Annotated in this window: 22 protein-coding genes; 11 read left to right on the forward strand and 11 right to left on the reverse strand. The window is 62.7% G+C overall.

What is annotated here, in order from left to right; genetic code table 11:
* Nucleotides 1-29: 29 nt before the first annotated feature.
* Together AB3X89_RS08515 and imuA are read right to left on the reverse strand one after the other, a co-directional pair.
* Complete coding sequence (locus tag AB3X89_RS08515; RefSeq protein ID WP_368582765.1) at nucleotides 30-1,499, reverse strand: DNA polymerase Y family protein; 1,470 nt, start codon at nucleotides 1,497-1,499, stop codon at nucleotides 30-32.
* Nucleotides 1,429-2,136 carry a translesion DNA synthesis-associated protein ImuA gene (imuA, locus tag AB3X89_RS08520; RefSeq protein WP_026228047.1) on the reverse strand — a complete coding sequence of 236 codons (708 nt, stop codon included), beginning with the start codon at nucleotides 2,134-2,136 and terminating at the stop codon, nucleotides 1,429-1,431. Before imuA ends, AB3X89_RS08515 begins: the two co-directional genes overlap by 71 nt.
* 83 nt (nucleotides 2,137-2,219) lie before the next feature.
* Here imuA and AB3X89_RS08525 point away from each other — a divergent pair, with 83 nt between their 5' ends.
* Together AB3X89_RS08525 and AB3X89_RS08530 are read left to right on the forward strand one after the other, a co-directional pair.
* Nucleotides 2,220-2,504, forward strand: coding sequence for a hypothetical protein (locus tag AB3X89_RS08525; RefSeq protein WP_368582767.1), 285 nt, complete (start codon nucleotides 2,220-2,222; stop codon nucleotides 2,502-2,504).
* Nucleotides 2,505-2,534: 30 nt separating this feature from the next.
* On the forward strand, nucleotides 2,535-2,942 hold the full coding sequence (locus tag AB3X89_RS08530; protein WP_368582768.1) for a GFA family protein: 408 nt from the start codon (nucleotides 2,535-2,537) through the stop codon (nucleotides 2,940-2,942).
* 9 nt (nucleotides 2,943-2,951) lie between these two features.
* Here the strand turns inward: AB3X89_RS08530 and AB3X89_RS08535 are convergent, their stop codons facing one another.
* The 4 genes from AB3X89_RS08535 to AB3X89_RS08550 all read right to left on the reverse strand — a co-directional run bounded on the left by AB3X89_RS08535 (nucleotide 2,952) and on the right by AB3X89_RS08550 (nucleotide 6,986).
* Nucleotides 2,952-3,362, reverse strand: a complete 411-nt coding sequence (locus AB3X89_RS08535; RefSeq protein ID WP_368582769.1) for a GFA family protein — start codon at nucleotides 3,360-3,362, stop codon at nucleotides 2,952-2,954.
* A gap of 99 nt (nucleotides 3,363-3,461) precedes the next feature.
* Entirely contained in the window at nucleotides 3,462-3,776 is a 315-nt protein-coding gene (locus AB3X89_RS08540) for a high-potential iron-sulfur protein (protein ID WP_368582771.1), read from the reverse strand.
* Between the two features lie 91 nt (nucleotides 3,777-3,867).
* Complete coding sequence (locus AB3X89_RS08545; protein WP_368582772.1) at nucleotides 3,868-5,142, reverse strand: c-type cytochrome; 1,275 nt, start codon at nucleotides 5,140-5,142, stop codon at nucleotides 3,868-3,870.
* Between the two features lie 116 nt (nucleotides 5,143-5,258).
* Nucleotides 5,259-6,986 carry a methanol/ethanol family PQQ-dependent dehydrogenase gene (locus AB3X89_RS08550; protein ID WP_176119980.1) on the reverse strand — a complete coding sequence of 576 codons (1,728 nt, stop codon included), beginning with the start codon at nucleotides 6,984-6,986 and terminating at the stop codon, nucleotides 5,259-5,261.
* A 439-nt stretch (nucleotides 6,987-7,425) separates the two neighbouring features.
* Between AB3X89_RS08550 and AB3X89_RS08555 the strand changes: the two genes are divergently transcribed.
* The 4 genes from AB3X89_RS08555 (at nucleotide 7,426) to AB3X89_RS08570 (ending at nucleotide 10,971) form a co-directional block, all read left to right on the forward strand.
* Nucleotides 7,426-9,411 carry a sigma-54-dependent Fis family transcriptional regulator gene (locus AB3X89_RS08555; RefSeq protein ID WP_368582773.1) on the forward strand — a complete coding sequence of 662 codons (1,986 nt, stop codon included), beginning with the start codon at nucleotides 7,426-7,428 and terminating at the stop codon, nucleotides 9,409-9,411.
* Complete coding sequence (gene pqqA / locus AB3X89_RS08560; protein WP_368582774.1) at nucleotides 9,392-9,700, forward strand: pyrroloquinoline quinone precursor peptide PqqA; 309 nt, start codon at nucleotides 9,392-9,394, stop codon at nucleotides 9,698-9,700. The genes AB3X89_RS08555 and pqqA overlap by 20 nt, the downstream gene beginning before the upstream one ends.
* An 86-nt stretch (nucleotides 9,701-9,786) precedes the next feature.
* Nucleotides 9,787-10,068, forward strand: coding sequence for a pyrroloquinoline quinone biosynthesis peptide chaperone PqqD (gene pqqD / locus AB3X89_RS08565; RefSeq protein ID WP_368582775.1), 282 nt, complete (start codon nucleotides 9,787-9,789; stop codon nucleotides 10,066-10,068).
* Nucleotides 10,069-10,221: 153 nt separating this feature from the next.
* Nucleotides 10,222-10,971 (forward strand): SDR family oxidoreductase, encoded by a 750-nt coding sequence (locus AB3X89_RS08570; RefSeq protein WP_368582911.1) that lies wholly within the window; start codon nucleotides 10,222-10,224, stop codon nucleotides 10,969-10,971.
* A 26-nt stretch (nucleotides 10,972-10,997) separates the two neighbouring features.
* On the opposite strand, the gene AB3X89_RS08575 is transcribed toward AB3X89_RS08570, so the two are convergent.
* Nucleotides 10,998-11,447 carry a VOC family protein gene (locus tag AB3X89_RS08575; RefSeq protein ID WP_368582776.1) on the reverse strand — a complete coding sequence of 150 codons (450 nt, stop codon included), beginning with the start codon at nucleotides 11,445-11,447 and terminating at the stop codon, nucleotides 10,998-11,000.
* A 12-nt stretch (nucleotides 11,448-11,459) separates the two neighbouring features.
* Nucleotides 11,460-12,449, reverse strand: coding sequence for a glutathione S-transferase family protein (locus tag AB3X89_RS08580; protein WP_368582777.1), 990 nt, complete (start codon nucleotides 12,447-12,449; stop codon nucleotides 11,460-11,462).
* Nucleotides 12,450-12,557: 108 nt separating this feature from the next.
* Here AB3X89_RS08580 and AB3X89_RS08585 point away from each other — a divergent pair, with 108 nt between their 5' ends.
* The gene (locus tag AB3X89_RS08585) at nucleotides 12,558-13,475 is read left to right on the forward strand and encodes a LysR family transcriptional regulator (protein ID WP_368582778.1); all 918 of its coding nucleotides are present in this window, start codon (nucleotides 12,558-12,560) and stop codon (nucleotides 13,473-13,475) included.
* Between the two features lie 236 nt (nucleotides 13,476-13,711).
* Nucleotides 13,712-15,916, forward strand: a complete 2,205-nt coding sequence (locus AB3X89_RS08590) for a TonB-dependent receptor (protein ID WP_368582779.1) — start codon at nucleotides 13,712-13,714, stop codon at nucleotides 15,914-15,916.
* 93 nt (nucleotides 15,917-16,009) lie between these two features.
* Here the strand turns inward: AB3X89_RS08590 and AB3X89_RS08595 are convergent, their stop codons facing one another.
* Nucleotides 16,010-18,814, reverse strand: coding sequence for a bifunctional YncE family protein/alkaline phosphatase family protein (locus AB3X89_RS08595; protein ID WP_368582780.1), 2,805 nt, complete (start codon nucleotides 18,812-18,814; stop codon nucleotides 16,010-16,012).
* Between the two features lie 458 nt (nucleotides 18,815-19,272).
* Between AB3X89_RS08595 and AB3X89_RS08600 the strand changes: the two genes are divergently transcribed.
* Entirely contained in the window at nucleotides 19,273-20,115 is an 843-nt protein-coding gene (locus tag AB3X89_RS08600) for a helix-turn-helix domain-containing protein (RefSeq protein ID WP_368582781.1), read from the forward strand.
* Between the two features lie 83 nt (nucleotides 20,116-20,198).
* Nucleotides 20,199-20,576 carry a cupin domain-containing protein gene (locus AB3X89_RS08605; protein ID WP_368582783.1) on the forward strand — a complete coding sequence of 126 codons (378 nt, stop codon included), beginning with the start codon at nucleotides 20,199-20,201 and terminating at the stop codon, nucleotides 20,574-20,576.
* 9 nt (nucleotides 20,577-20,585) lie between these two features.
* Here the strand turns inward: AB3X89_RS08605 and AB3X89_RS08610 are convergent, their stop codons facing one another.
* On the reverse strand, nucleotides 20,586-21,359 hold the full coding sequence (locus AB3X89_RS08610) for an SDR family oxidoreductase (protein WP_368582784.1): 774 nt from the start codon (nucleotides 21,357-21,359) through the stop codon (nucleotides 20,586-20,588).
* A gap of 47 nt (nucleotides 21,360-21,406) precedes the next feature.
* The gene (locus AB3X89_RS08615) at nucleotides 21,407-22,234 is read right to left on the reverse strand and encodes an SDR family NAD(P)-dependent oxidoreductase (RefSeq protein ID WP_368582785.1); all 828 of its coding nucleotides are present in this window, start codon (nucleotides 22,232-22,234) and stop codon (nucleotides 21,407-21,409) included.
* 102 nt (nucleotides 22,235-22,336) lie between these two features.
* On the opposite strand from AB3X89_RS08615, the gene AB3X89_RS08620 reads away from it, so the two are divergent.
* On the forward strand, nucleotides 22,337-23,197 hold the full coding sequence (locus AB3X89_RS08620; protein WP_368582786.1) for a helix-turn-helix transcriptional regulator: 861 nt from the start codon (nucleotides 22,337-22,339) through the stop codon (nucleotides 23,195-23,197).
* Nucleotides 23,198-23,235 lie beyond the last annotated feature (38 nt).

The following is a 23,235-nucleotide window of genomic DNA, read 5'->3' on the forward strand; positions in this document are numbered from 1 at the left end:
CGTTCATCCGCGCATATCAGCCGCGCCTGTCAGCCGAACAGGCCATGAAGGAACCAGCGTTGCTCTTCTTCCGCGTCGCGGCTGCTCACGCGCTCGCGGTAGATCCAGTAGCAGCTCTGGTCGTCCGCCTGCGCGACGAAGTAGTCGCGCGTGACGAGTTCGCCGTCGAACCAGCCGCTCTCGATGCGCTCGCCCGGCGACACCATGCGCAACGGCGAGCCATAGAACGGGCGGTGCTGGCGCATCAACAGACGAACGGGCGTGTCGAGCATCCACGTCGGGCGTGGCAGATTCTGCGGCAGCGGTCCGAGCTTGACCGGCTGCGACACCGGCAGCCAGCGGTTCGCGATCTCCGGGCGATGATCGGCGCTCGGCGCGGGCTTCAGCACGTTCTCTTCGCCGAGCCGCGCGACCAGCAGTTCGAGCAGGCGCTCGTGGTCTTCCTGCGAGCCGCCCGGTTCGGGAAAGAGCGTCGCGGACGCGGGCGCGGCCGATTCGACGTTCGATGCGTCGAGCCGCAACGCAATCACGGGCGCGGCGAGCTCGATGCGATGCAGCCGTTCCTTTAGCAGCCGCATCAGATGTTCTTCGCGCCAGGTCGGCTCGCCGAGCGCGATGTCGATCGTGGTCGGCTCGATCGCATTGCGTCCGCGCTCGTGTTCGAGCGACAGGCGGATGCCGCTGACCGCGAGCTGCTTCGCGCACAGCCATCCGCACAGCTGCACGACGAGCCGCTGCGCGCCGAACACCGCGCCATCCGCGTGTTCGAGCCGGTCCGGCATCTCGATGCGCGCCGAGAACGTGGGCGGCAGTTCGAGCCAGTCGAACAGTTCGGGCGCGGTCCCGAACGCGCGGTCGAGCGAGTCGAGCAGATGTTCGCCGCAGCGGCGCTGCAAGCCGGCGCGGGGCAGGCGGCGCAGATCGGCGATGCGCTCGCAGCCGAGGCCCGTGAACCAGTCGGCGAACGGGCGGACTTCGGGCACGGCGAGCATCGGCAGCGCGCAGAGGCGCTGTTCGAGCGACGCGAGCTTCAGCACGCGGCGGTTGCCGAACTTCGCGAGCAGCCACGCGCCCTGGCCGGTCGGCGCGGCACTGATGCGCGCGGTGAAGCCGAGCGCATTGAGAATGGCCTTCGCGTCGCGGCACAGCGCGAGCAGGCCGCCGAAGAGCCGCAGACTCGCGCCGATCTCGACGATCACCGTCGCCTCATCGAGCAGCGCGACTTCGGGTGAGAAGCGCATCAGCGCGATCCCCACCTCGCGATGGGCCGCCGCTTCGCGGCCGCTGTCGCGCTCGTACATCTCGGTTTCCGGCGACAGCGTCAGCACGCCGCCACGCTTCATGCCCGCACGCACGCCCGCCGAGCGCGCGGCGGGGTCGGCCATGACCACCTTGTCTTTCTCCAGCACCGCGCAGCCATGCGCGGGCTCAGGCGACCACTTCGGTCTGAAGACCTCGAGCGGCAACTTTGGCAGATGAACGGCGAGAAAGACGCGCATGTCGGGAAAGCAGAACGGGTGTGGGTTGAAGGGGAATCGACAGGGGCTCTGCGCGAGCGGGCCCTCGTCGTTTCACGATGTCGATGGTCAGACCTTCGGCCGATGGCCTGAGCGCGAGCCGCAGCAGCGCGGGCGACGCGTCCTGCGCGGTGGCGAGCGGCCGCACCATGATGAACAGCGTCTCCGACGACTGCGCGGCCAGATGCAGACGGCGCAGCGACGACGCCTGCGCGTACTGCGCCCAGAAGATCAGCGCGCCGCAACTGCCGGCGCGCAGGATCTGCTCGGCGGACCACAGCGCGTCGGCGGTTTTCGGCGCATTGATGCGCAGCACCTGCTGCAGCGACAGGCCGATGTAGTTCAGCCCGAGGCCGTCCGGCGTATGCGGCGGCTGCACGAAGGCGACCGGACGCTCGCCGACGGCGCTGAGCGCCGGCTGCAACAGCCGCAGTTCGCCGACGCCGGCCTGCTGCACCAGCAGATCGACCAGCGCGCCGAGCGGCCAGCCGCCGCCGGGCAATTCCGCCGACAGGGCCGGATAACCGGTATCGACGCTGCGGCCGCGGCCAGCGCCAAGCTGGGACGCCCGCCACAAGGACGGGTGAATGGCTTCCGGTGCTGGCAGGGCGGTTGTCATTTGCGAAAATACCTGTATGGATATACAGTATCCTACATCGTTTTTAAGATATGGCGAATAGGCACTTTTTCGGGAGCGGATGAATGGACATGCGAGTGCGCAAGCCGGCCGGGCATCCGATGCCCGAGATCGCGGCGTTCGTGGCCGAACTGAAGGCGGTGTTCGGCGAGGCGGGCATCGATGAAGCGATTCGCCGCGGCAAGGCGGGCGAGCCGAACTTTCATGCGCGGGAAAACGGCCGCTCGGTGGGAACGGCGCGGCCGGCCGACGCTAACGTCTGGCGCGTGGATCGCGCGGTACGCGACCGCCATTACTGCGAGGGTTGCGACGGCTCGTGCGTTGGCAGCGCGAAGTCGTGCCGTCCATAATTGCAGCTGCCCTCAACCTCGGAGAACCCCATGCTGCGCACGTACCTCGGAAGTTGCCACTGCCAATCCGTGAAGTTCGAGGCTCGCATCGATTTCGACAAGGGCACGTCGAAATGCAATTGCAGTTATTGCAGCAGGCTGCGGTTCTGGCACGTGCAGATTCGTCGGGAGGACTTTCGTCTGCTTTCGGATGAAGCCACGCTCAGCGAATATCAGGGGAAAAATGCGGTCGCGCATCACCCGTTCTGCCAGCGCTGCGGGGTTCACGTATTCGACCGCATCGATATGCCGAACGGCACGGGGTATCCGTATATCAACGTCAACATCATGTGTCTCGATGAACTCGATCTCGATGCAGCGTTGAACGCGCCCGTGACCTATCGCGATGGCTTGCACAACGACTGGGGCAATCCGCCCGAGCAAACAAGGCATCTTTGATCGCGCGGGTCAGGGCGCTCTTCGCGGATGGTGGGGAATGTCAGGCAGGTGAGCGTCAAGTTGATGGCGTTCGCACACGAACTGAGTGAACTCGGGCTCGAACCGCGCAGGATCATCGAGCGTGCCGGCGTAGAGGGTCACTATGTCCGGTGCATGATGCGGCGTGCCGAACAGCAGGCTGCCGCAATGAGCGCAGAAGTTGCGCGTCGTCGGCATGCCGCTGCCGCCGGTCTTCGTATAAGGCCTGATGTCGCCTTTGAACGAAAAGCCGGCGGCTGTCACTACGACGACCGGCAACCCTGCGGAACCGGAAGCGCGCTGACAATCGCGGCAATGGCAGATCAGTTGCGCGAGTGAATCACCGTGAGCTTCGTATTGCACCGCGCCGCATAGGCACCGGCCCGTCCAGGGACTCGACATCGATCTTCTCCGGTTCAAATGCTCTCGCTGTTTGCGCTGTTTGCACTGTTTGGTTGGAGAGCCTAAGAATACGCGCGGCGGACGGTAGATTACCAGCGCTCAGGTTCTTGGCGCATAGACATTACACCAGCCGTCCGCCGCAACCGATTTGCCGGGGAACATCGGGCACGGTCCGGCGGCCTCGCCCGCTGCGCCGGTATAGAAGCGACAGTTCGCGCAGGTCTGGCCCGCGTGGTACTTGGGGAACTTCGCGGTGTCGACGCTGCTCGCTTTCGCACGATAGCCGAGCGAGCTGGCGGTGGCGTCGTTTTCGTCGACGGGCGGCGGCGCGGCGAGCGCGAGGTCGGCGCTGGCGAGCGCGGCGCACACGCCCGCGGCCTGAAGAATGAAGTGTCTGCGATTGTGAGAGACCATGATGGTGTCCTGAGAAAAGAAATGGGTCGTCCACGCCGCATTCCATTCGATCGAAGCGGCGTGGCGTTGCAATGCAGTGCGATGCAACGTGTCAGTGGCGCGGTCCCGCATTCAGCGGTGTGGTTGAGGATTGCGCGGCCTGCGCGGTCAGCTTCACGTTGCCGGTGTCGTAGCCATTCGTATAGAGCAGGAAGGCCATCAGATCGGCGTACTCCTCGTCGCTCATCTTGCCGGGATGATCCGCGGGCATGTTGGTCGACATGTACTGATAGATGCCGCCGATCGTCAGATGCGAGTTCGCCGCTGGCGCGAAGGCCGGTCCGCTCAACGAAGGCGCGGTGTTGCCTTCGAGCTTCTCGCCGTGGCATTTCGCGCACGAATCGGCATACAGATGTTCGCCGTGGGCGACCTGATCGTGATCGAACGACGGTGCCTCGGTCGTCGCCGCGACCTTGATGAAGCCGCCGGCGGCCGGCATGCCGCTCGCGCGCCATACGTCCGCACGCGGCGACGGCTGCGTCGGGCCGTCGAGATAGCGCGCGGCACTGCGCACGAGGCTCGCGTGAGGGGTCGCCGAATCGGTCGCGATCGTGGCTGGTAATGCCCAGTTGCGCGTCAGCGCCGCGAGCCGGCCATCGCTGCGCAAGCGCACGAGCGCTTCATCGATGCGCTTTTGCAACTGCTGCGTGCCGGGTCCCGATGCGAACACGAGTTTCCAGTCGGCATAAGGCGATTCGGCGGCGGCGACGTCGAAGTGCTGCTGCGGGTGCGCACGCCGATATGCGACCACGGCCGGGTACCAGACGATCGCGCGTTGCGCGCGTCCTTTCGCGACGGCGTCGACGGTCAGCCTGGAGGTGGTTTCCAGATCGAAGCGCGCGTTCTTCTGCTGGACCGCGATCAGTTGCGACGGGCTCGACCAGGTGGCCGCAATCGTGATCTTGCCGTCCGGCGCCGCGACGCTGGGGTTGGCCGCATGGGTGCCGCGCAGCGTGACGCTGACATAGCCGGAGTGCAGATAGCCCTCGGAAAATAGCAGCTGCGAGTCGGAGCCGTCGGCCACGTTCGAACGCGGAAAGCCCGCGATCACATCGCAGTCGCGCTGCAGCGATTTGGACAGCTCGCGAGCGGAGATGCCGTCGTCGCCGCCGTCGTCATCGATGCCGCGCGACGCGAAGGTCGCGGCGATGCCCGCGGCGTTCAACACCGCACGTGCAACGGACTTGTCCAGTTCGGACGAAGGGCTGCCTGGCATCGTGCATACGCGCACGCTGGACGACGTCTGCGTGGCCGCGTGGACGGCAACCTGCGCGGCGCCGGCGACGAGCGCGCCGGCGAGAGCAACCTGAGTGAGTCGAATGTTCATGATGGTGCGTTCCTGTGATGGCGGGAACACCGCGCCCGCCTGAACTGCGTGCGGGCGCGGAGAGATGCAGCTGCGAGAGTACGAGGTGCAGAACGATGAGGGTGCAGTGGCTGCGTTCAGCTGCGATCGAGCGCGAACACATACAGCGTGCCGCCGCGCGGGACGTCCTTCGCGACGTCGGCCATCGGGCCGCCCCAGATCGGATTCGCACCACCGTAGCCCGCCAGCACGGCCACGTATTCCTTGCCGTCGACTTCGAACACCGAAGGTTGCGCGACGATGCCGCTCGCGAGTTGCGGGCTTTCCCACAGCACCTTGCCCGTGGTCACGTCGAACGCGTACAGATGGCCGTCGAGCGAGCCGCTGAAGGCGAGGCCGCTGGCCGTCGTGGCGACGCCGCCGTTCCAGGGCATTTTGGTCCAGTGACCCCACAGCTTCTTGCCGGTATTGACGTCGATGGCCTGAAGCTCGCCATAACCCTGGCTGCCCGGTTCAGGCTGGATCTCGAAGCCTTCGCCGAGGTAGGGCAGGCCCTCCATGTAGCTGACCGACTTGCCGGACAGGCTCATGCACGCATGCAGCGACGGCACCACCGCGATGTGCCGCTCGGGATCGTAGGAGGTCGACCACCAGTTCTTGCCGCCGAGAAAGCTCGGGCAGGTGTTGATCGTCGTGCCGGCCTTCGGAAACCGGCTGGCGTCCTGAACCGGTTTGCCGTCGGCGGTGTAGCCGGTCACCGACAGCGCCTTGACGAACGGCTCCGCGTAAATCAGCTTGCCGGTCTTGCGGTCGATCGCGTGGAAGAAGCCGTTGCGGTCGGCATGGATGATCGCGTCATACGGCTTGCCCTTGTAGCTGATGTTCGCAAGGACCGGCGTGTTGACGCCGTCGTAGTCCCACGTGTCGTTGTTCGTGTATTGGTAGTGCCACTTCAGCTCGCCGTTCTTCGGATTGAGCGCGAGCAGTGAATCGGAGTACAGGTTGTCGCCGGGACGCAGCGCGGCGAGCCACGGCCCCGGATTGCCGACACCCCAGTACAGCGTCTGCGTGGCTGCGTCGTAGGTGCCGGTCAGCCACGCCGCGCCGCCGCCATGTTCCTGCATGCCGTCGGGCCATGTGTCGCTGCCTTTCTCACCGGCACTCGGGATCGTATAGCGCTTCCAGATGATCGAGCCGTCGTCGGGATTGAGCGCGGCGATATAGCCGCGAATCCCATATTCGCCGCCCGACGTGCCGACGACGATCGCGCCGTCGAGCGCGAGCGGCGCAAGCGAGAACGCGTAGCCGAGACCCGGCTCGAACATCTGCTTCTTCCACACGAGGTTGCCGCTCTGCGCGTCGATCGCGGCCACCTCGCCGCTCAGCATCGCCACGTAGACGTTCTTGCCATACAGCGCGACGCCGCGATTCACGACGTCGCAACAGGCGGTCTTGAACGATTCCGCGCCGAGCTTCGGCTCGTATTTCCACAGCTGCGTGCCGGTTTTGACATCGAACGCATAGACGTTGTCCTTTGGCGTACTGACAAAAAGGTATCCGCCGTTGACGATCGGGGTTGCTTCGAAGCCCTGCTTGAGTTCCGCGGGGAAGCGATAGCTCCAGGCCTGCTTGAGTCCGGCGACGTTCGATGCATCGATCTGCTTCAGAGGGGAATGCGACTGGCCGCTATAGCTGCGGTAATAGGTCAGCCAGCCCGGGTCGCTTTGCGCTTGAGCGAGGCGCTCGTAGGTCACCGCGGGATAGTCCGGGGCGGCGCCCACCGGAGCCACGTTCAGTGCCATCGCGATCGCGATGCTCGCTCCAAGGACAGCCAGCCGGCCAGCGGCGGGCGAACGGTTCTTCATGGTCGTCTCCTGAGTGTTTGTCGATGCAGTGCCGGGAGAGGCGTCGCCCCTTCGTTCCGTGCGATCCGGTTGCGATGCCGTTACTGCAAGTGGCATGCCATTTTTGTGAACGAGTCCGAAAGGGCGGCGCGCCTGAAACGCGCTGCGGGACATCTCGCCCGCATGGCGCTCCATCTGTTGCGTCCCGGTACAACGCCGGACGATGGAGTGTTGAGAAACAGCACAATCGCGGCGCTCGCGCGCATCGCTCGGGGCGGGGGCGACGCCAGCAGCGCGGATCAAGCGCCACTCGGGGTGACTCCGCATATCGCAACGCGTAGGGATTTGCGGTAATACAGCCTCTTCGCTTCGCGACCGTCGATGAAATGAATGGCCTGGAGCTTGCTTAAGGGAACGGAGAAAAGTCTGGCAAGGTACCAGGCTCTGCTGGAGGGAGACAATGCGCGATGACGTTCATCCGGCCGTGACTCAGACGGCCGTCCGGTCCAATGACTTTCCCGCACCGGCGATTCAGAAAGCACACGAACGGTCCGAGACGTTTGGTCTGTGCGCGTCGGCGCGACCGGATTACGAGGTTCTTTCGAACGCGGGACTCGTGCTCAAACGCGAGCAGAACCGGGTGCTGTGCGCGCACGCGATGCCGGTGATGGAGACGCTGCGCGAGCAGATCGCCAACACGCAAAGCATGATCGTGCTGACCAATGCCGAAGGGCTGATCCTGCATTCGATCGGCGACGACGACTTCCTCGCGCGCGCGGAGAAAGTCGCGCTGCGGCCCGGCGCGAACTGGGCCGAGGACCGCCAGGGCACCAATGCGATCGGTACGGCGCTGGCCGAGCGCTGCGCGATGGTCGTGCACGGCGACCAGCACTACCTCGCGGCCAACCGCTTCCTGACCTGCTCGAGCGTGCCGATTCTCGATCCGTATGGCGACGCGATCGGCGTACTCGACGTGACGGGCGATTACCGCAGCTATCATCAGCACACGATGGCGCTCGCCAAAATGTCGGTGCAGATGATCGAGAATCATCTGTTCACGACCACCTTTCACGAAACGCTGCAAGTGTCCTTCCATAGTCGTCCGGAGTTTCTCGGCACGCTGATGGAAGGCATCGTCGCGTTCACGAGCGACGGGCGCTTTCTGTCGGCCAACCGCAGTGCGCAGTTCCAGCTCGGCATGCCGCTCGCCGGGCTGCGCGCGCATACGTTGTCATCGTTGTTCCAGACCACCAGCGCGCAACTGATCGATCGTGCGCGCGCGAGCCTCGACCCGCACCTGCTGCTCAACCTGAGCAGCGGCGCGGTGGTCTGCGCGCGCGTGCAGTTCAGGCGGGCGTCGCTGGCCGAAGGCAGCCGCCCGGTCGCCGTGCACGAGGGCGCGCGGGCGGCGGCGCGCGAAGAGCCGCCGCCCACCGCTGCCGGGCTTTCACGTCTGAGCTATCTCGACACGGGCGACCCGCAGGTCGCCGCGGTCATTGCGAAGGTCAAAAGGGTGATCGGCAAGGACATTCCGATCCTGATCAATGGCGAGACCGGCACGGGCAAGGAACTGCTCGCGCAGGCGATTCACAACGATTCGCCGCGTCACGCGGGGCCGTTCGTCGCCGTCAACTGCGCTTCGATTCCCGAGACGCTGATCGAATCCGAGCTGTTCGGCTACGAGGAAGGCGCATTCACCGGAGCGCGCCGCAAAGGCGCAATCGGCAAGCTGCTGCAGGCGAACGGCGGCACGCTGTTTCTCGATGAGATCGGCGACATGCCGTATTCGCTGCAAGTGCGGCTGCTGCGCGTGTTGCAGGAACGCGTCGTCAACCCGCTCGGCTCGACGCGCAGCATTGCGGTGGACGTCGCGATCATCTGCGCGACGCACCGGGACCTGCGCGTGATGATCGCGCAAAACCGCTTCCGCGAGGATCTCTACTACCGGCTCAATGGCCTCGTGGTGCGTCTGCCGCGGCTGCGCGAGCGGACCGATCTCGCGGTCGTGATCCAGAAGATGTTGCTGCGCGAATCGCTCGCCAGCGCGAACGGGCACCCGCTTCACGTCGCGCCCGACGTGATGGCGATGTTCGAGCGCTGTCCATGGCCGGGCAACTTCAGGCAGCTTGGCAATCTGCTGCGCACCGCGGCGGCCATGGTCGACGCGGACGGCGAGATCCGGCGCGAGCATTTGCCCGATGACTTCTTCGATGACCTGCGCTGTGACGTTGCGTCGAGCGGCGCGGCGGATACGCGAGGCGCGGGCGGTGCGTCCGTGCCGGAGTGCGCGCGCCTCCAGGACGTGACCGTGTCGGTGATTGCCGCGGCGCTCGCGCGGCATGGCGGTAATGTGTCGGCGGCGGCGCGCGAGCTCGGCGTGTCGCGCAACATGATCTACCGGAAGATGCCCGCGGTCGAGCCGGGTCGTGCGGTGGACGACTTTTGAGCCCATCGCGCCGCTTGCATCGGCACTTCTGTTTCGCTCACGTGCTGTCGCACCGCTGTTGCATCCCGCAACGGTGGTGCTCCAAAAATCAACACTGCCCGCCTCCCGAATGCCCCCCGCCTCGCGTGACGACACCGGCATATCCTTTGCTTTGAAGGGAGCGGCCGCGCATCGAGTGCGGTTTTTCATCCAATCGCAAACAAGGAGACATGCCATGCAATGGATCACCCCGTCGTATGCCGAAGTGCGTTTCGGCTTTGAGATCACGATGTACATCGCCAATCGCTGAGCGGGCCGCGGCGTGCCGCCCGCGCTGCACGTAGTGCGCCGCGGGCGGCGCACGCAACGAACGACCATGAACACACTGGGATCGCGATGAACAAGCGTGATTCGAATAGCGGCGTGCCGCTGCGCCCCCGTCTGAGCAGCGTCTTCCGCCTGCAGTGGGAAGCGGCGCAGGACGCCTACGTGCTGCTCTATCCCGAAGGGATGGTGAAGCTCAACGCTAGCGCCGGCGCGATCCTCGCGCGTTGCGACGGAGAACACGAGCTCGACGACATCATCGGCGAACTCGAACGGCTTTTCGGCACGTCCGAACTTGCGCCCGACGTCTACCGCTTTCTCGATCATGCGCGGCTGCGCGGCTGGCTGGATTGACCAGCCCCAGGACTTGTGCGCGTCCCACGCAGATTCGATCGAGAAAGATGTTCGATCATCTCGAACGATTTCAGCGCCCGGATCGTACGGCATGTCCATCGAAACGGCGCATCATTGAATCGCAGTAACTCACCTGACTCATTGGAGAAAGTTATGACGCGATTTCATGGCAAATCTGTATTGATCACTGGCGGTAGCAGCGGAATCGGTCTCGCCGCGGCAAAGGCGTTCGCCGCGGAAGGCGCACGGGTCGTCATCACGGGCCGTGACAGCGCGGCGCTCGAAGAGGCGAAACGAGGGCTTGGCGCCGACGCGGTGGCGGTTCGCAACGACACAGGATCGGTTGCGGCCGCGCGCGAGCTCGCCATCGCGATCGGCGATGCAGGCATCAAGCTCGATGCGGTCTTCATCAACGCGGGCGCTGCAAAGTTCGCGCCCTTCACTGACGTGGACGAAGCGCTCTGGGACGCGAACTTCAATATCAACGTCAAGGGCGCCTATTTTCAGATCCAGTCGCTGCTGCCGCATTTGAACAAGGGTGCTTCGGTGGTGATCAATGGCTCGATCAACGCGCACATCGGCATGCCCGGTTCATCCGTTTATGCGGCCAGCAAGGCTGCCGTGATTTCGCTCGCCAGGACCTTGTCCTCGGAGCTATTGCCGCGTGGCGTGCGCGTGAATGTGGTGAGCCCCGGGCCAGTGCAAACGCCGCTGTACGGCAAGCTCGGCTTGGATGCCGAGACCCTGAAAGCGACTGCCGCTCAAATTCTCAATCAGATTCCGCTGGGACGCTTCGGCACGCCTGAGGAAATCGCCGCCACCGTGTTGCATCTGTCGTCACCCGAATCGGCGTTTATCGTCGGCACGGAGATCATCGCTGATGGCGGGATGAGTCAGCTTTAAACGACGCGATCGAATCTGATGCGCTCTCAAGTGCGGTCCAACAGCGGGCCGAAGATGTGAATCAGGTTTCCCTCCGGATCGCGCAGCATGGTTGAGCGCCGCTCGGCGCTCAACGGCTGGTCTGCCCACACCATGTCCACCCGATGCTCCTCCAGCAAGGCCGTGGTCGCCTCCAGGTCGTCGGTTTCGAACACCATCGCCTTGAGGCCAAGCACCGCAAGATGATCCGGCGGGGTCGTGCGGTCCACCGGACGTTGCACCGCGCTTGCGCGTGCCACCAGTTCAATGCGCAAACCGGCAGCCTCGAGGATTGCGTAGTCCGCGCCTTCCGCGTCGAAACGGCCGCGCCCGCTCACGACGAAACCGAGCCGGGATTCGTACCACGCGACCATCGCGCTCAGGTTGCTCACGGCGAGCGCGACGTTATTGAGTCGCAGACCGCGAACCGGAGGCAGCATCAGATGAGCCTTGTACATGACCTAGGTCTCCTACTTTGCACGCGCGAAGCGCGCGCGATCGTGCGGGGTGGAGAAGTCGAGCACCGGTCCAAGCGGCACGATGCCCGTGGGGTTGATCCCACGATGGCTTTCGTAATAGTGCCGTTTGATGTGCTCGAAATTGACCGTTTCCGCGACGCCCGGCATCTGATAGATATCGCGCGTATAGGCGGAAAGGTTGGGGTAGTCGGCGATCCGATGCAGGTTGCATTTGAAGTGACCGACATAAACGGCGTCGAAGCGTATCAACGTCGTGAAGAGACGGATGTCCGCTTCGGTGAAGGTGTCGCCAGTCAGAAAGCGTTGTGTCGAGAGCCGCTCCTCGAGCCACGCTAGCGTTTCGAACAGCGGCTTGACGGCTTCCTCGTACGCGCTTTGCGTTGTTGCGAAGCCGGACTTGTAGACGCCGTTGTTCAACGTGTCGTACACACGGCCGTTGATTTCGTCGATCTCGCGTCGCAATGGCGCCGGATAGTAATCGCCAGGCGTGGCGCCCAGAGCGTCGAAGGCCGAGTTCAACATACGAATGATTTCCGACGATTCGTTATTGACGATCGTCTTCTGCTGTTTGTCCCACAGCACGGGCACGGTGACGCGTCCGGTGTAGTGCGGGTCGGCGGCGGTGTAGACCTGATGCAGCAAGCTTGCGCCGTTGACGGTATCGGGCACGGTGCCGGGCCCCTCGGCAAAGGTCCATCCGCGCTCGAGCATCAGCCAGTGGACCACCGACACACTGACCATCTCGTTCAAGCCCTTGAGCGCCCGCACGATCAGCGCGCGATGTGCCCACGGGCAGGCGAGGCTCACGTACAGGTGGTATCTGCCAGCTTCAGCGCGAAAGCCGCCACGCCCGCTGGGCCCCGGCGAGCCGTCGGCGCTCAGCCAGTTGCGAAACGCGGCGTCCTTACGGACAAAGCGACCGCCCGTCGACGCCGTGTCGTACCAGCGGTCTTGCCATTCACCATTGACCAGCAGGCCCATGTCGTTGCTCCTTGTTCGCGAGACGTTCAGGTTGGTTACAGCATGATGGACCATCAGGATGGTATTGCCGTACGATCGTCCCGATGAACACGTTCGACGGAGTGGAACATGTTGTCGGCGGAAGAGCTTGCATTGCTGGAAGCGATTCGGGAAACCGGGAGCCTGTCGCGCGCGGCCGCGCAACTGGGCAAGGCGCCGTCAACTGTGTCGCATGCCGCGCGCCAGCTCGAGAGCCGCTTCGATGCATTGTTGTTCGATCGCCGGCGCTATCGGTTGCAGCTTACTCCGGCTGGGCATGCGCTGGCGGAGGAGGCGGGCCGGCTCATGCAGGACGTGGCTCGCATGACTCAGCGGGTTCGGCAGATCGCGAGCGGCTGGGAGGACCGGTTATGGATCGTGACCGACGAGATCATCGAGTTCGAGCTTGTGATGCCAGTCGTCCGCGCATTCGACGCGTTGCAGTCGGGGGTAAAACTCCGGGTCACCAATGAAGTGCTCGGCGGCACCTGGGAGGCGCTGCGCGAAGGTCGAGGCGACCTGGTTGTCGGGGCGACGAACGAACCCCCGGCGATCCCCGGCCTACGGTGGTTCGAGCTGGGTGTGATGGAGTGGGTGTTCGCGGTCGCGCCGCGTCATCCGCTGGCGGCAGCCAAAGGTCCGCTCAGGCGCGAAGATATCGCGGCCCATCGTGCCGTCGTCGTGGCCGATTCGTCGAGAATGATGCCGGGCCGCGCCTATGGCGTGGTTGGCGGCCAGGCTTCGCTGGCCGTTCCCAGCATGCGCGCGAAGATTCTGGCTCAGCGTGACGGGCTCGGGGTCGGCTGGCTGCCGAGACGCAGGATTGCGGCGCTGCTCAAGCGAGGCGAACTCGTCGAGAAAGGCACGGCCGATCCCCGTGAACCCAACGTGCTCTACGTTGCCTGGCGCGGCGACCACGAAGGCCGAGCGCTTCAATGGTGGTTGGAGCAATTGCGTCAACCGCGTCTGGCCAAACGACTGGTGAACGGACTGGATCTGTTTGCATAAGCGATCCGCATAGCTGCATGGGCAGCTTTCCCATGCGAGGTCGCGTAGGTGACCCCTCGATAGAAAGCGATAGCGTCGCGATGACACGACAACGATTCCGCATTCGTTGTCCGTGTGACCGTTCATGTCTGTGACACGCGCAAACGATAAATTTCGCGGGTCGAAGGGCAGGAACACTCGGAATTCATTTGCCACGGCATGAAGCCGATGCAATGCGCTGCATTGGAATGGAGTCAATGAGAACATCGCCATCCCGAATCGCCATCGCCGTCTCCGCTGCAACGTTGTCGCTCGCCACCGGGGCGAATGCGCAACAGACTGAACCCGCGGCCACTCAGCAGACCGAGGCACCGGTCACTCTGGGACCCATCGTTGTCAATGCGACGAGACCAGCGGCCGCTCCCGATAACGTGGACGACCCCGAACAGATCGTGGGCGTCAGCAAGACCGGCACTCCGCTCGGCGACCTGCCGATGAGCGTGGAGGTCGTTCCGCGCGGCATTCTCGATGAACAAGGCGCCATGTCGTTGCAGGATGCGATCCGCAAAGGCAACGTGTCCGGAGTGAACTACGGCGGTACCGATTCGAAGGGCTTCACCGACCACTTCATGATCCGAGGCCTGCAGGCGCAGACCTATGACGACGGTTTTTCGGACGGCGACCAGGTCAACGGCCCAATGCATTCGCTGCTGGGCGTCGAGCGCATCGAGGTGCTCAAAGGTCCGGGCTCGGCGCTGCTCGGCAGCGGTCCTCCGGGCGGCTCGATCAACCTGATCCACTACACGCCGTCCGCGCAGTTCCATTGGGGCGGCGATATCCAGGCCGGCTCTTTCGGTACGGTCAACGCGAGTGGCTACGTCACCGGTCCAACCGGCATCGACGGACTGAACTATCGTGTCGACGCCAGCGCCGGCCGCTCGGACGGCTACCGCGACCTGGCATCGTGGAACAGGGAAATCCGGCCCGATCTGCAATGGAAAATCGGCGACCACAAGGTTGAATTCTCGATCGACGCGCAGGAGTACATGGCAACGCCCGACTCATACGGGATCATCTACTACAAGGGTGCGCCGATTCGCAATGTCCCGTTCAACGCCAAATATTCGACGCCCTTCGCGAACGCGCACGGCAACTACGTCCGTGCCACGCTGACGGACGAGTGGCGCATCAGCGATTACCTGACGATCAATAATCGCCTGTCATACATGCACCACACACTGGACTTCTACAGCAATGGCGACAGCACGCACGCGAAGGTCAAGGGCAACGCATTCGTCGGCCGCCAGTTGCGCGATCAGAACGATTCGCTCAACACGGTCGACTACCAGTTCGAACCAGTCTGGAAATTCTCGACCGGCAGCATCCGCCATACGCTGCTGACAGGCTTCGAATACCTGAACCAGGATCTCAACAGCGCGAAGACGACAGCAGACCTTCCGGACATAAGCGACATCTTCGCGCCGGTGCCGCTGGAAACATCCATCGCAAGCCTGCACTTCCAGTGCGCGCCGTCTCACTCGTGCCAGAACGATCATGTGAGCGCGAACTTCTACAGCCTTTATGCGACCGATCAGGTGGACGTGACGGACAGGTTCAAAATCCGCGCAGGCGTGCGCAAGGACTGGTTCGGTACGTCGCTGACCCTGAACCCGGTCCCCGGCGAGCCGAATCGTACGGCCAACGACGGCATCGCGCTGGTTCCCGGCAACACGTATACGCGCAACGATGCCCCGACCAGTTGGAGCGCCGGGATGTTGTACAAGCTGACGCCGTGGATGACGCCGTACTTCGGCGTATCGCGCAGCTATCTCGCGAACTTCAACTCCGAAAACACGGCTTTTTCCATCGGCCCACCGGAATCAGCGCTGCAATACGAGCTGGGCATAAAGTGGTCGTTCTACGACGGGCGCTACGTGCTCAACACCGCGCTGTTCGACGTAAAGCGGGAACACGTGGCGACCCCGTTCGGTGAAGACCAACTCGCGTTCGATTCGCAGCGCACGCGCGGCGGCGAGGCTTCGTTCGACGCGGATCTCACGTCGAACTGGCACGTGTACGCGAACTTTACCGGACAGCAGGCGCACATCACCTATAGTCCGGACACTCCCGGTGCGGTCGGGACCGCCCCGCAGGGCGTGCCGGCCTTTATGGCGAACCTGTGGACGACATACCGCTTCAGCCTCTTCGGCAAGACAGGTTTTCATGCGGGTGCCGGCATCGACTACATGAGCCGGGTGACGAACGGCTTTGCCAACGGCTACGACTGGGCACCGGCCTCCGTGATCGCGAACCTGCAGTTCGGTTACGCGGAGCGTCACTGGGGAGCCGATCTGAACATCGACAACGTCACCAACCAGCGCTACTTCATCGCCACCAATGTGGTCGGTGCCTATCTCGGCTCGCCGTTAGCCGCGTACGTTCGCCTGCACGCGGACTTCTGATCGTGGACGACAGCGGGCGGCTGTCCATCTGGACAGCCGCCCGGCGATGGCAGCTACTGCGTGAGCAGCGCGACGGGCGATGCGAACCCTCGATCAATCGTCATCGTCGTCGGCAGCGGCGACCGTCTTCGTCCCTTCAGCAGACATCTTCGTGTAGATCGAATGCGGCGCCGGATACGGCTTGTCGCCCATCACGCCGGTCCACAGCACGCGGTTGAAGAGTTCCGGCGGAACGCGATCCTCCTTGGAGAAATCGAAGCCCTTCGTCACGCTTGCCCAGTAAGTCGCGTCATGCAGCGGATGAATGTCCGGACCCTGCGCGTACTGATTGCCGTCATTGCCGGCGGATGTCGGGCCGGTGGCAACGTTGCCCACGTTCGTACCCCTCAGGATCGTCGACGCGACGGCAGTGTAGGTCCACGAACCGTCCGAGCCAGTGTCGAAGACGTCGGCCATCGGTTGCGCATACGCGGTGTTCAGATTGATGTGCTGGGTGCCGAGCACGTCTTCCATGGTACGGATCGCGTTCACCTGGCTGTACGCGGTGCTGACAACGGCGTTCTTCTTCACGTATGCGCCAACGACGTAGGCCGGCGCGCGGTGCGAGTCGACGTGATCCGAACCGGCCTGCGAGTCGTCCTCGACCATCACGATCAGTGTGCTTTTCGCGTACGGGCTGTGTGCGACCGTCTCGATCAGCTTGCCCACCGCGAAATCGTTGTCCGCTTGCTCCTGTTCAGCCGTGCCCATCTGACCGACGTTCTGCGCATAGCTGCCGGTGTGATCGGAACCCATGCGGACGAACTCAAACGACGGCAGACGGCCGTTCGCGACGTACTGCTGGAACTCGCGGTTCCATTCGAGTTCGCGGAAGGTGTCCGGATAGGCCTGGTCGAAGCCGCGGTAGTACGGGTCCGTCAGCGTGACGAGCGACGGCTTGAGCGGGTACGCCTGAATGTTGCCGGCAGCAAACGGGTTGAGGAGGGGGCTCGCGATCGTGCCGATCGAGCCGCTGTTGTTGACCATGCCGCCGTAGTTGCGGACCGTACCGCCCGCTTGCAGCACCGCGTCATAGATGCTCGCCTTCTGGTAGCCGAACGGCGCATCCGGGACCGAAATATCGGCGATACCCGGCAGCGCGTTGGCAGTGCCGCCCGGCAGCGACGACGTAACCGTGCTGTAGGCCCCGCCGGAGGCACCGTCGCGCATCGCGGTGGTGGCGAGGCCAACCGGCAGACCGCGATTGGCGCCTTCGGATTCATACGACATGCCGCGGCTCACGCCAGCGTAGTTTTCCTGCTGCGACACTTCCTCGGTCGGCGTGACGTGCGCGTGCTGCACCCACGACCAGCCATCCATCGAGCCGTCGCCCGGATCGGCGAAGTTGTCGATCGTGACGAAATTGCTAGCGATATTGTGGAAGTTCGGCGTGGTGGCCTTGCCATACATCGTCAGCGACGGATCCCCGTTCGAGCCGTTGCCGAGGTCGCCGAGAATCTGGTCGAACGTCCGGTTTTCCTTGACGACATAGATCACGTGCTTGATGTGATCGTGCAGGAAATTCATCGTCTGGCGATCGCTTTGCGACTCTCTGACCGAATAGTGGTTGTTCTCGTCGACCTGGCTGGTCAGCCGCGCAAGCACGTCGCCCCTCGGGACCGGTGCGCTCACGAGGCTGCTCTGTTCGAGACCGAACTGGTACTGGGCCGTTGTGCCCGACGTGTAGAGCGGGTTCGGGCCGGTGTTCGACTTGCCGTTGATGATGTACATCTGCGAGCCGTCGGCGCTCAGCGTGACGTCCTTGGGCGCATACGCGGTCGGGATCAGGCCGGTGACGTGGTAGCCCTCGTTGCCATCGAGCGAGATCACGGCGATCGAGTTGTCGCCGTTGTTGACCGCATACAGGGTTCGCCCGTCGCGCGATACGGTTACGTTGACCGTGTCGCGGCCGCTGTACTTCCTGTTGCTGCCGCTGCCCTCATCATTGCCGTCGCCGGACTGGCTAGCGATGTCGATCGTCTTCTCGACCCGGTGGCTGGCCGTATCGATGACCGCGACCTGGTCGGTATTCGCCACGGCGACGTAGAGCTTGGACTGATCCGGCGAGAGGGTCATTCCGTACGCATTGCCTTTCACCGGAATGCGAGTGATGAATTGCGGCGCGGCCGGGTTCGACAGGTTGAGCACCACGACTTCACGGTCGCGCACCGACGAGATGAACGCCGTGTCGTCGGATTTCAGCGCAACGGCCCACGGGTATTCGCCGCCGGCAACGCCCTGCGTGCCCGACGTATTGAACGGGCGCAGATCGTATTCCGACATGACGGTGTTCGATGTCGTGTCGATGATGGTGATCGAGTCGTTGTAGTTGTTGGCAACGACGAGAATCCTGCCATTGCCGGAGAGAGCGAGACCCCCGGCGTTCGGCTTCACGCCCGACCCGACACCCTTGCTGTGGTTCAGGGCGATGGCTGCGGTTTGTGACCATTGGGCCGACGGAAGAGCCGACGGGCGGCTATAGACATAAACCGCGTCGTCCGCGCCACCGGTACCGTACAGGGTCTGGTTGCCATTCCATGCGAGGCCATCGAACGCATTGTTCTGGTGGATGGCCTGCACGAGCTTCGGGGTGGCCTTGTTGGCGCCCGACACGTCGTAGATGAAGATGTACTGGGTCGAGTCAGTCTTGTCCAGCGTGCTGTTGCTGGCACCCGTGTAGACGGTGTTATAGCCGGCCGTAATCACGGCCAGTGTGTTGCCGTCCGGGCTGAGTTGCGACTTGATCGCACCGCTGACGATCTGGGTCGGCTTGGCCGAAAGCTGCGGGTTGAGCAACTGCTGCACGGCACCTGGTATGGCTCGCGGAGAAATGAATTGCCCAGTCGGCAGAAGCTCCATGTCGCCCTGCGGCGCCGCAAATGCAATGCAGCTTGTCAATAGTCCTAATGCAAATCCAGATTGAATGAGATTTCGATGCATTTTGTTTCTCTCCAGATAATCAAAACAAAATAGCCAAATTGGATTGGAATGGAATCATTTGTCAGGTGGGTTGCCTCTGGTCGAGGATATGTGCGAGCGATTCGTCCAGGCGGGAAGCATTGAAACGGTGCCGCGCTGGAGCTTTCAGCACCGCAACATTTAGTCAGTTTCGAATGTCAGTGGAATGACATGTCTGAACCATGTGCATTCCGAATAAATTTTTACAAAAATTATCTCTCGATCGATATGTAATCGTAATTTAAACGTAAAAATATTCCTGAAATAAAGTGCTCGTCGTAAACATCGTGGCAAGAGGTGACTCGCAGGGCCCACCAGGTGTGTAATATGGACTGGAACGTCTCTTTGGGAGCAGTCCCATGCTTCGGGTACTTGAGCCGGGCGACTACTTCGGCACTACCGCCCTGCAATACAGGGATGATGGTATCTCGGTCGTGGAGACCCAATTCGCAACGGATCTCATCATTCCGCAGCACGAACATGTGAATCCGTTTTTCTGTTTCGTGCTGGACGGCTGCGGTACACGATCCTGGCCGTCACGCCGTGGCGAAGATGGGCCGATGTCACTGACGCTTTTCCCCGCAGGCGTACCGCACGCAAATTGCTGGTACGGGGCCGGCGGCAAGGCGCTCCATGTCGAATTCTCGTCCTCGTGGCTAGCGCGGCTTGGTGGTCGGACCCAAGTCCTCGATCGCCCGGATGACTTTGCCAGCGGAGCTCCGCTGTCGTTCATGCGCCGTCTGGTCCGCGAGTGCCATGAGCAGGATTCGGCTACGTCGCTAGCAGTCGAAGGGTTGGTACTCGAACTTCTTGCAGCGTGCGAGCGGGCCGCCCCGCGCACGGCGACGGTTGGCGGCTCGCGTCGATGGCTCGCTCGCGTGGAAGCACTACTGCACGATCGTTTTCGTGAGGCATTGACGTTGGACGAAATCGCTTCGGATAGCCATGTTTCCGCCGACCACCTCGCGCGGGAATTCCGCAAGCACTATGGCCGTACCGTCGGAGACTACGTGCGCCAGCTTCGGCTCGATTTCGCGTGCGCTCGATTGACCAGTGGACGCCATTCGCTCAAAGCGATTGCTCAGGCCGCCGGTTTCGCCGATCAAAGCCACTTTACGCGCGTGTTTCGGCGCAGGATGGGGCTGACACCGGGCGCGTACCGCGCGCAGTTGCTCGAAGATCGCTCCTGTACCAAAGATTGACGGTCCGGTACAAGACCAACAGAACTGGCAAGGCCTACAGTGGCTCGCATCTTCGACACGAACTAACGTTCATGGAGACTGATGTGAGCACCGATCCCTTTCCATATCTGACCCGCCTTAACGTTCTCTACTCCTTCGGCGAAGTCATCGACGTGCCTGCCCTCGTGGCGGCAAACGGCCATCCCTGGTACAACCAGACGCTGTGTCAGGTGAACCAGTCGGTAGTTCGGCTGGGTGTCGTGCAGGGCGAATATCATTGGCACAAACATGACGCGGAGGACGAATTCTTTTATGTTGTTAGCGGACGTTTCCTGATAGACCTCGAGGATCGGGTCGTCGATCTAGGCCAGGGACAGGCGTTTGTCGTGCAAAAAGGCCTGCTGCATCGCCCTCGAGCGCCTGAGAAAACGGTGATCCTGATGGTCGAGGCGGCGGGAATCGTTCCCACCGGTGACGCCTGATGCAGATCGTCAGCGAGGATCGGTCAGCGGTACGGTCTGGCCAGTCGCATCCAGACCAATTCCGCCGTCGCATATGATGGTTTGCCCAGTCATGAAGGAGTTCGAAATCAGAAATTCGATCGCCATGGCGACGTCGTCTGGCTGGCCAATTCGTCCTACTGGCGTTCTCGCCGCATAACCGGCAAAAGCGGATTGCTTGTCTTTCTCCGGCAGGAAGTCCCACCACGGCGTATCAATGACGCCAGGCGAAACCGCGTTAATCCGCAACGGGCGTAGCTCTGCCGCCAGGATCGGCACGATCGCGGCAATCGCCGCGTTCGCTGCGCCGAGGCCCGCTGTTCCGGGCATGGCCGAGTGTGCCGACACGGCAGAGAGAAAAGTGATACTTCCGGTTTTCGCAATCGACGCAAGCGCCGCCTGGGCACACGCGAAATGAGGAAACACTTTCTCATCGAATCCCATACGCACCGCATCGAGACTGACGGCTGAAAACGGGCCGCCACCCTTGCCACTGCCGAGCGCGAGAACCAGGTGATCGATTGCGCCAATCTCGGCAAACGTGCCGGCGATGGTCGATGCATCGGATGCATCGAATCTCACCGTATTTGCAGTGCTGTGCAATGCTGCCTTCGCTTTGGCCAGTTTCGCGGAATCTCTCCCTGCAATCGTAACCGTGTATCTCCGATCCAATAGCCGGCTAGCTGTCGCGAAGCCAATGCCGGAGGAGCCGCCGACAATGAAGACATGTTGTGACATGGTTGAAGTTTCCGCTCTTTGAAACATGCCGGGTATCCGGAACCCAGGCGGGGCCGACATCGAAATTCGATGTGTCAATGTGCCAGCGACGGGTCCGTCAACTGAAAGCTGAGCTGACGCAGTCGCTTGCGAAGCGTGGGGTCGTAGGCGTCGGGATGAGCTCTGGCGAGCCTCGTGCCGTCGAAATAGAGGCCGGTACAGCCTTCCATTGCGGTTGTCGCCGCAAGATGAAGAACCGCGTCGGCGCCTTCCGCGACCGTGCTGAGCGGTGTGATTCCGCCATTCCTCACCATGGTTGTATCCATGTATGTGGCCGGATGCAGACAATTTGCCGTCACGCTGGTCTGCGCCAGTTCGTCGGCCAGATCGAAGGTGAACATGATTTGCGCGAGCTTGCTCTGGCAGTAGGCCGCGGTACCGCTATAGCCGCGGCTCAACATCACGTCGTCGAAATCGATCGGGCGTTGTCCCACGGAAGCGACATTGACAATCCGCGATCTCGAGCCCTTCAGCAAAAGAGGCAGCAGAAGCCTGGTCAGGGCAAAGCCCGCGAGGTAGTTCACGGCAAACCGCAATTCGATTCCATCCGCCGTGACTTGCCTGGTCGAGCCACGCGGACCGGTGCCGATGCCGGCGTTGTTGATTAGCAGGTCGAGTCGATCGTGCGCGCGTCCGATCGCGCTCGCCAGCGATCTAACTTCCGCGAACGTAGACAAATCAGCCGGATAAAAAGTAGCTTTGCCTCCCGCATCCGCTATCTCGCGAACGACGTGTTCGCCCCTTTCCATATTTCGCCCGTGAATGAGCACATGCGCGCCCTGGGCTGCGAGTCGCTTCGCGACGCAGCGTCCGAGTCCGTCGGTCGAGCCGGTAACCAGCACAAGCTTGTTCGTCATGTTCATGATTGAATAGACTGAAAGTTGGTTTGGTCTTCATCCTGTGCGCTTTGCCGCGCGACAAACAGTGCTGGATCGATACTGGTATAGGGAGCTACCACGATGACGATGAACGTCAGAACCGTCGCCGCCGAACGGCGCCGTTGCGAGCTGGGTGCATTTCTGAGGTCGCGGCGCGAGCACCTGAGTCCAGCCGCGGTCGGATTGCCTGACGGGTTTCGACGACGCACGCCGGGGCTGCGCCGCGAAGAAGTCGCGATGCTCGCGGACGTCGGCATCACGTGGTACACCTGGCTCGAACAGGGGCGCGACGTCCGCGCGTCCGAAGAGGTGCTGATCGCAATCGCGAATGCGTTGCGGCTGGACGCCGTTGAGCGGCGGCATCTGTTCGTACTGAGCGATCGTCCGTCGCCGGAACTCCAGTCGACGAATCCAGAAAAGCTCGAAGAGCCGGTGCAACGGATGCTCGCCAGTCTGTCAGGCCAGCCCGCTTACGTCACTGGCCGTCGCTGGGATATCCTGGGCTGGAATCGGGCCGCCACCTTGGTGTTCGGTGACTACGGTCAGCTTTCGGTGGATGAGCGCAATCTGATGTTCATGGTATTCGCGAATGCGCGGCATCGCCGTTTGCTCGTTGACTGGGAGGACGTGGCGCGTGCGTCGCTAGCGATGTTCCGCAACGACAGTGCACGCTTTGTGGGTGATCCTGATTTTGAACGGCTGATATCGACGCTGCAACACAGGAGCGACGAATTCAATGCGTGGTGGCGCAGGCATGAGGTGCTCAATCCGTTATCGAACATCAAGCGCATCAGGCATCCGCGCAAAGGCCTGATGGTCTTCGAATACACCAGTTTCGCGCTGCTGGACGGCTCCGATCGCAAGCTCACCGTCTACACGCCGCTTGATGAATGCAGGACCGCGGACAAGCTGGACGCTCTCATCGTGTCCGCCAGGCGCGAACTGTAAAGCATTGAGGCAATCAATTCAGCGCGCGGGATGCCAGA

The organism is Paraburkholderia sp. BR14320 (genome assembly GCF_040948665.1).
Classification (GTDB): Bacteria; Pseudomonadota; Gammaproteobacteria; order Burkholderiales; family Burkholderiaceae; genus Paraburkholderia; species Paraburkholderia youngii.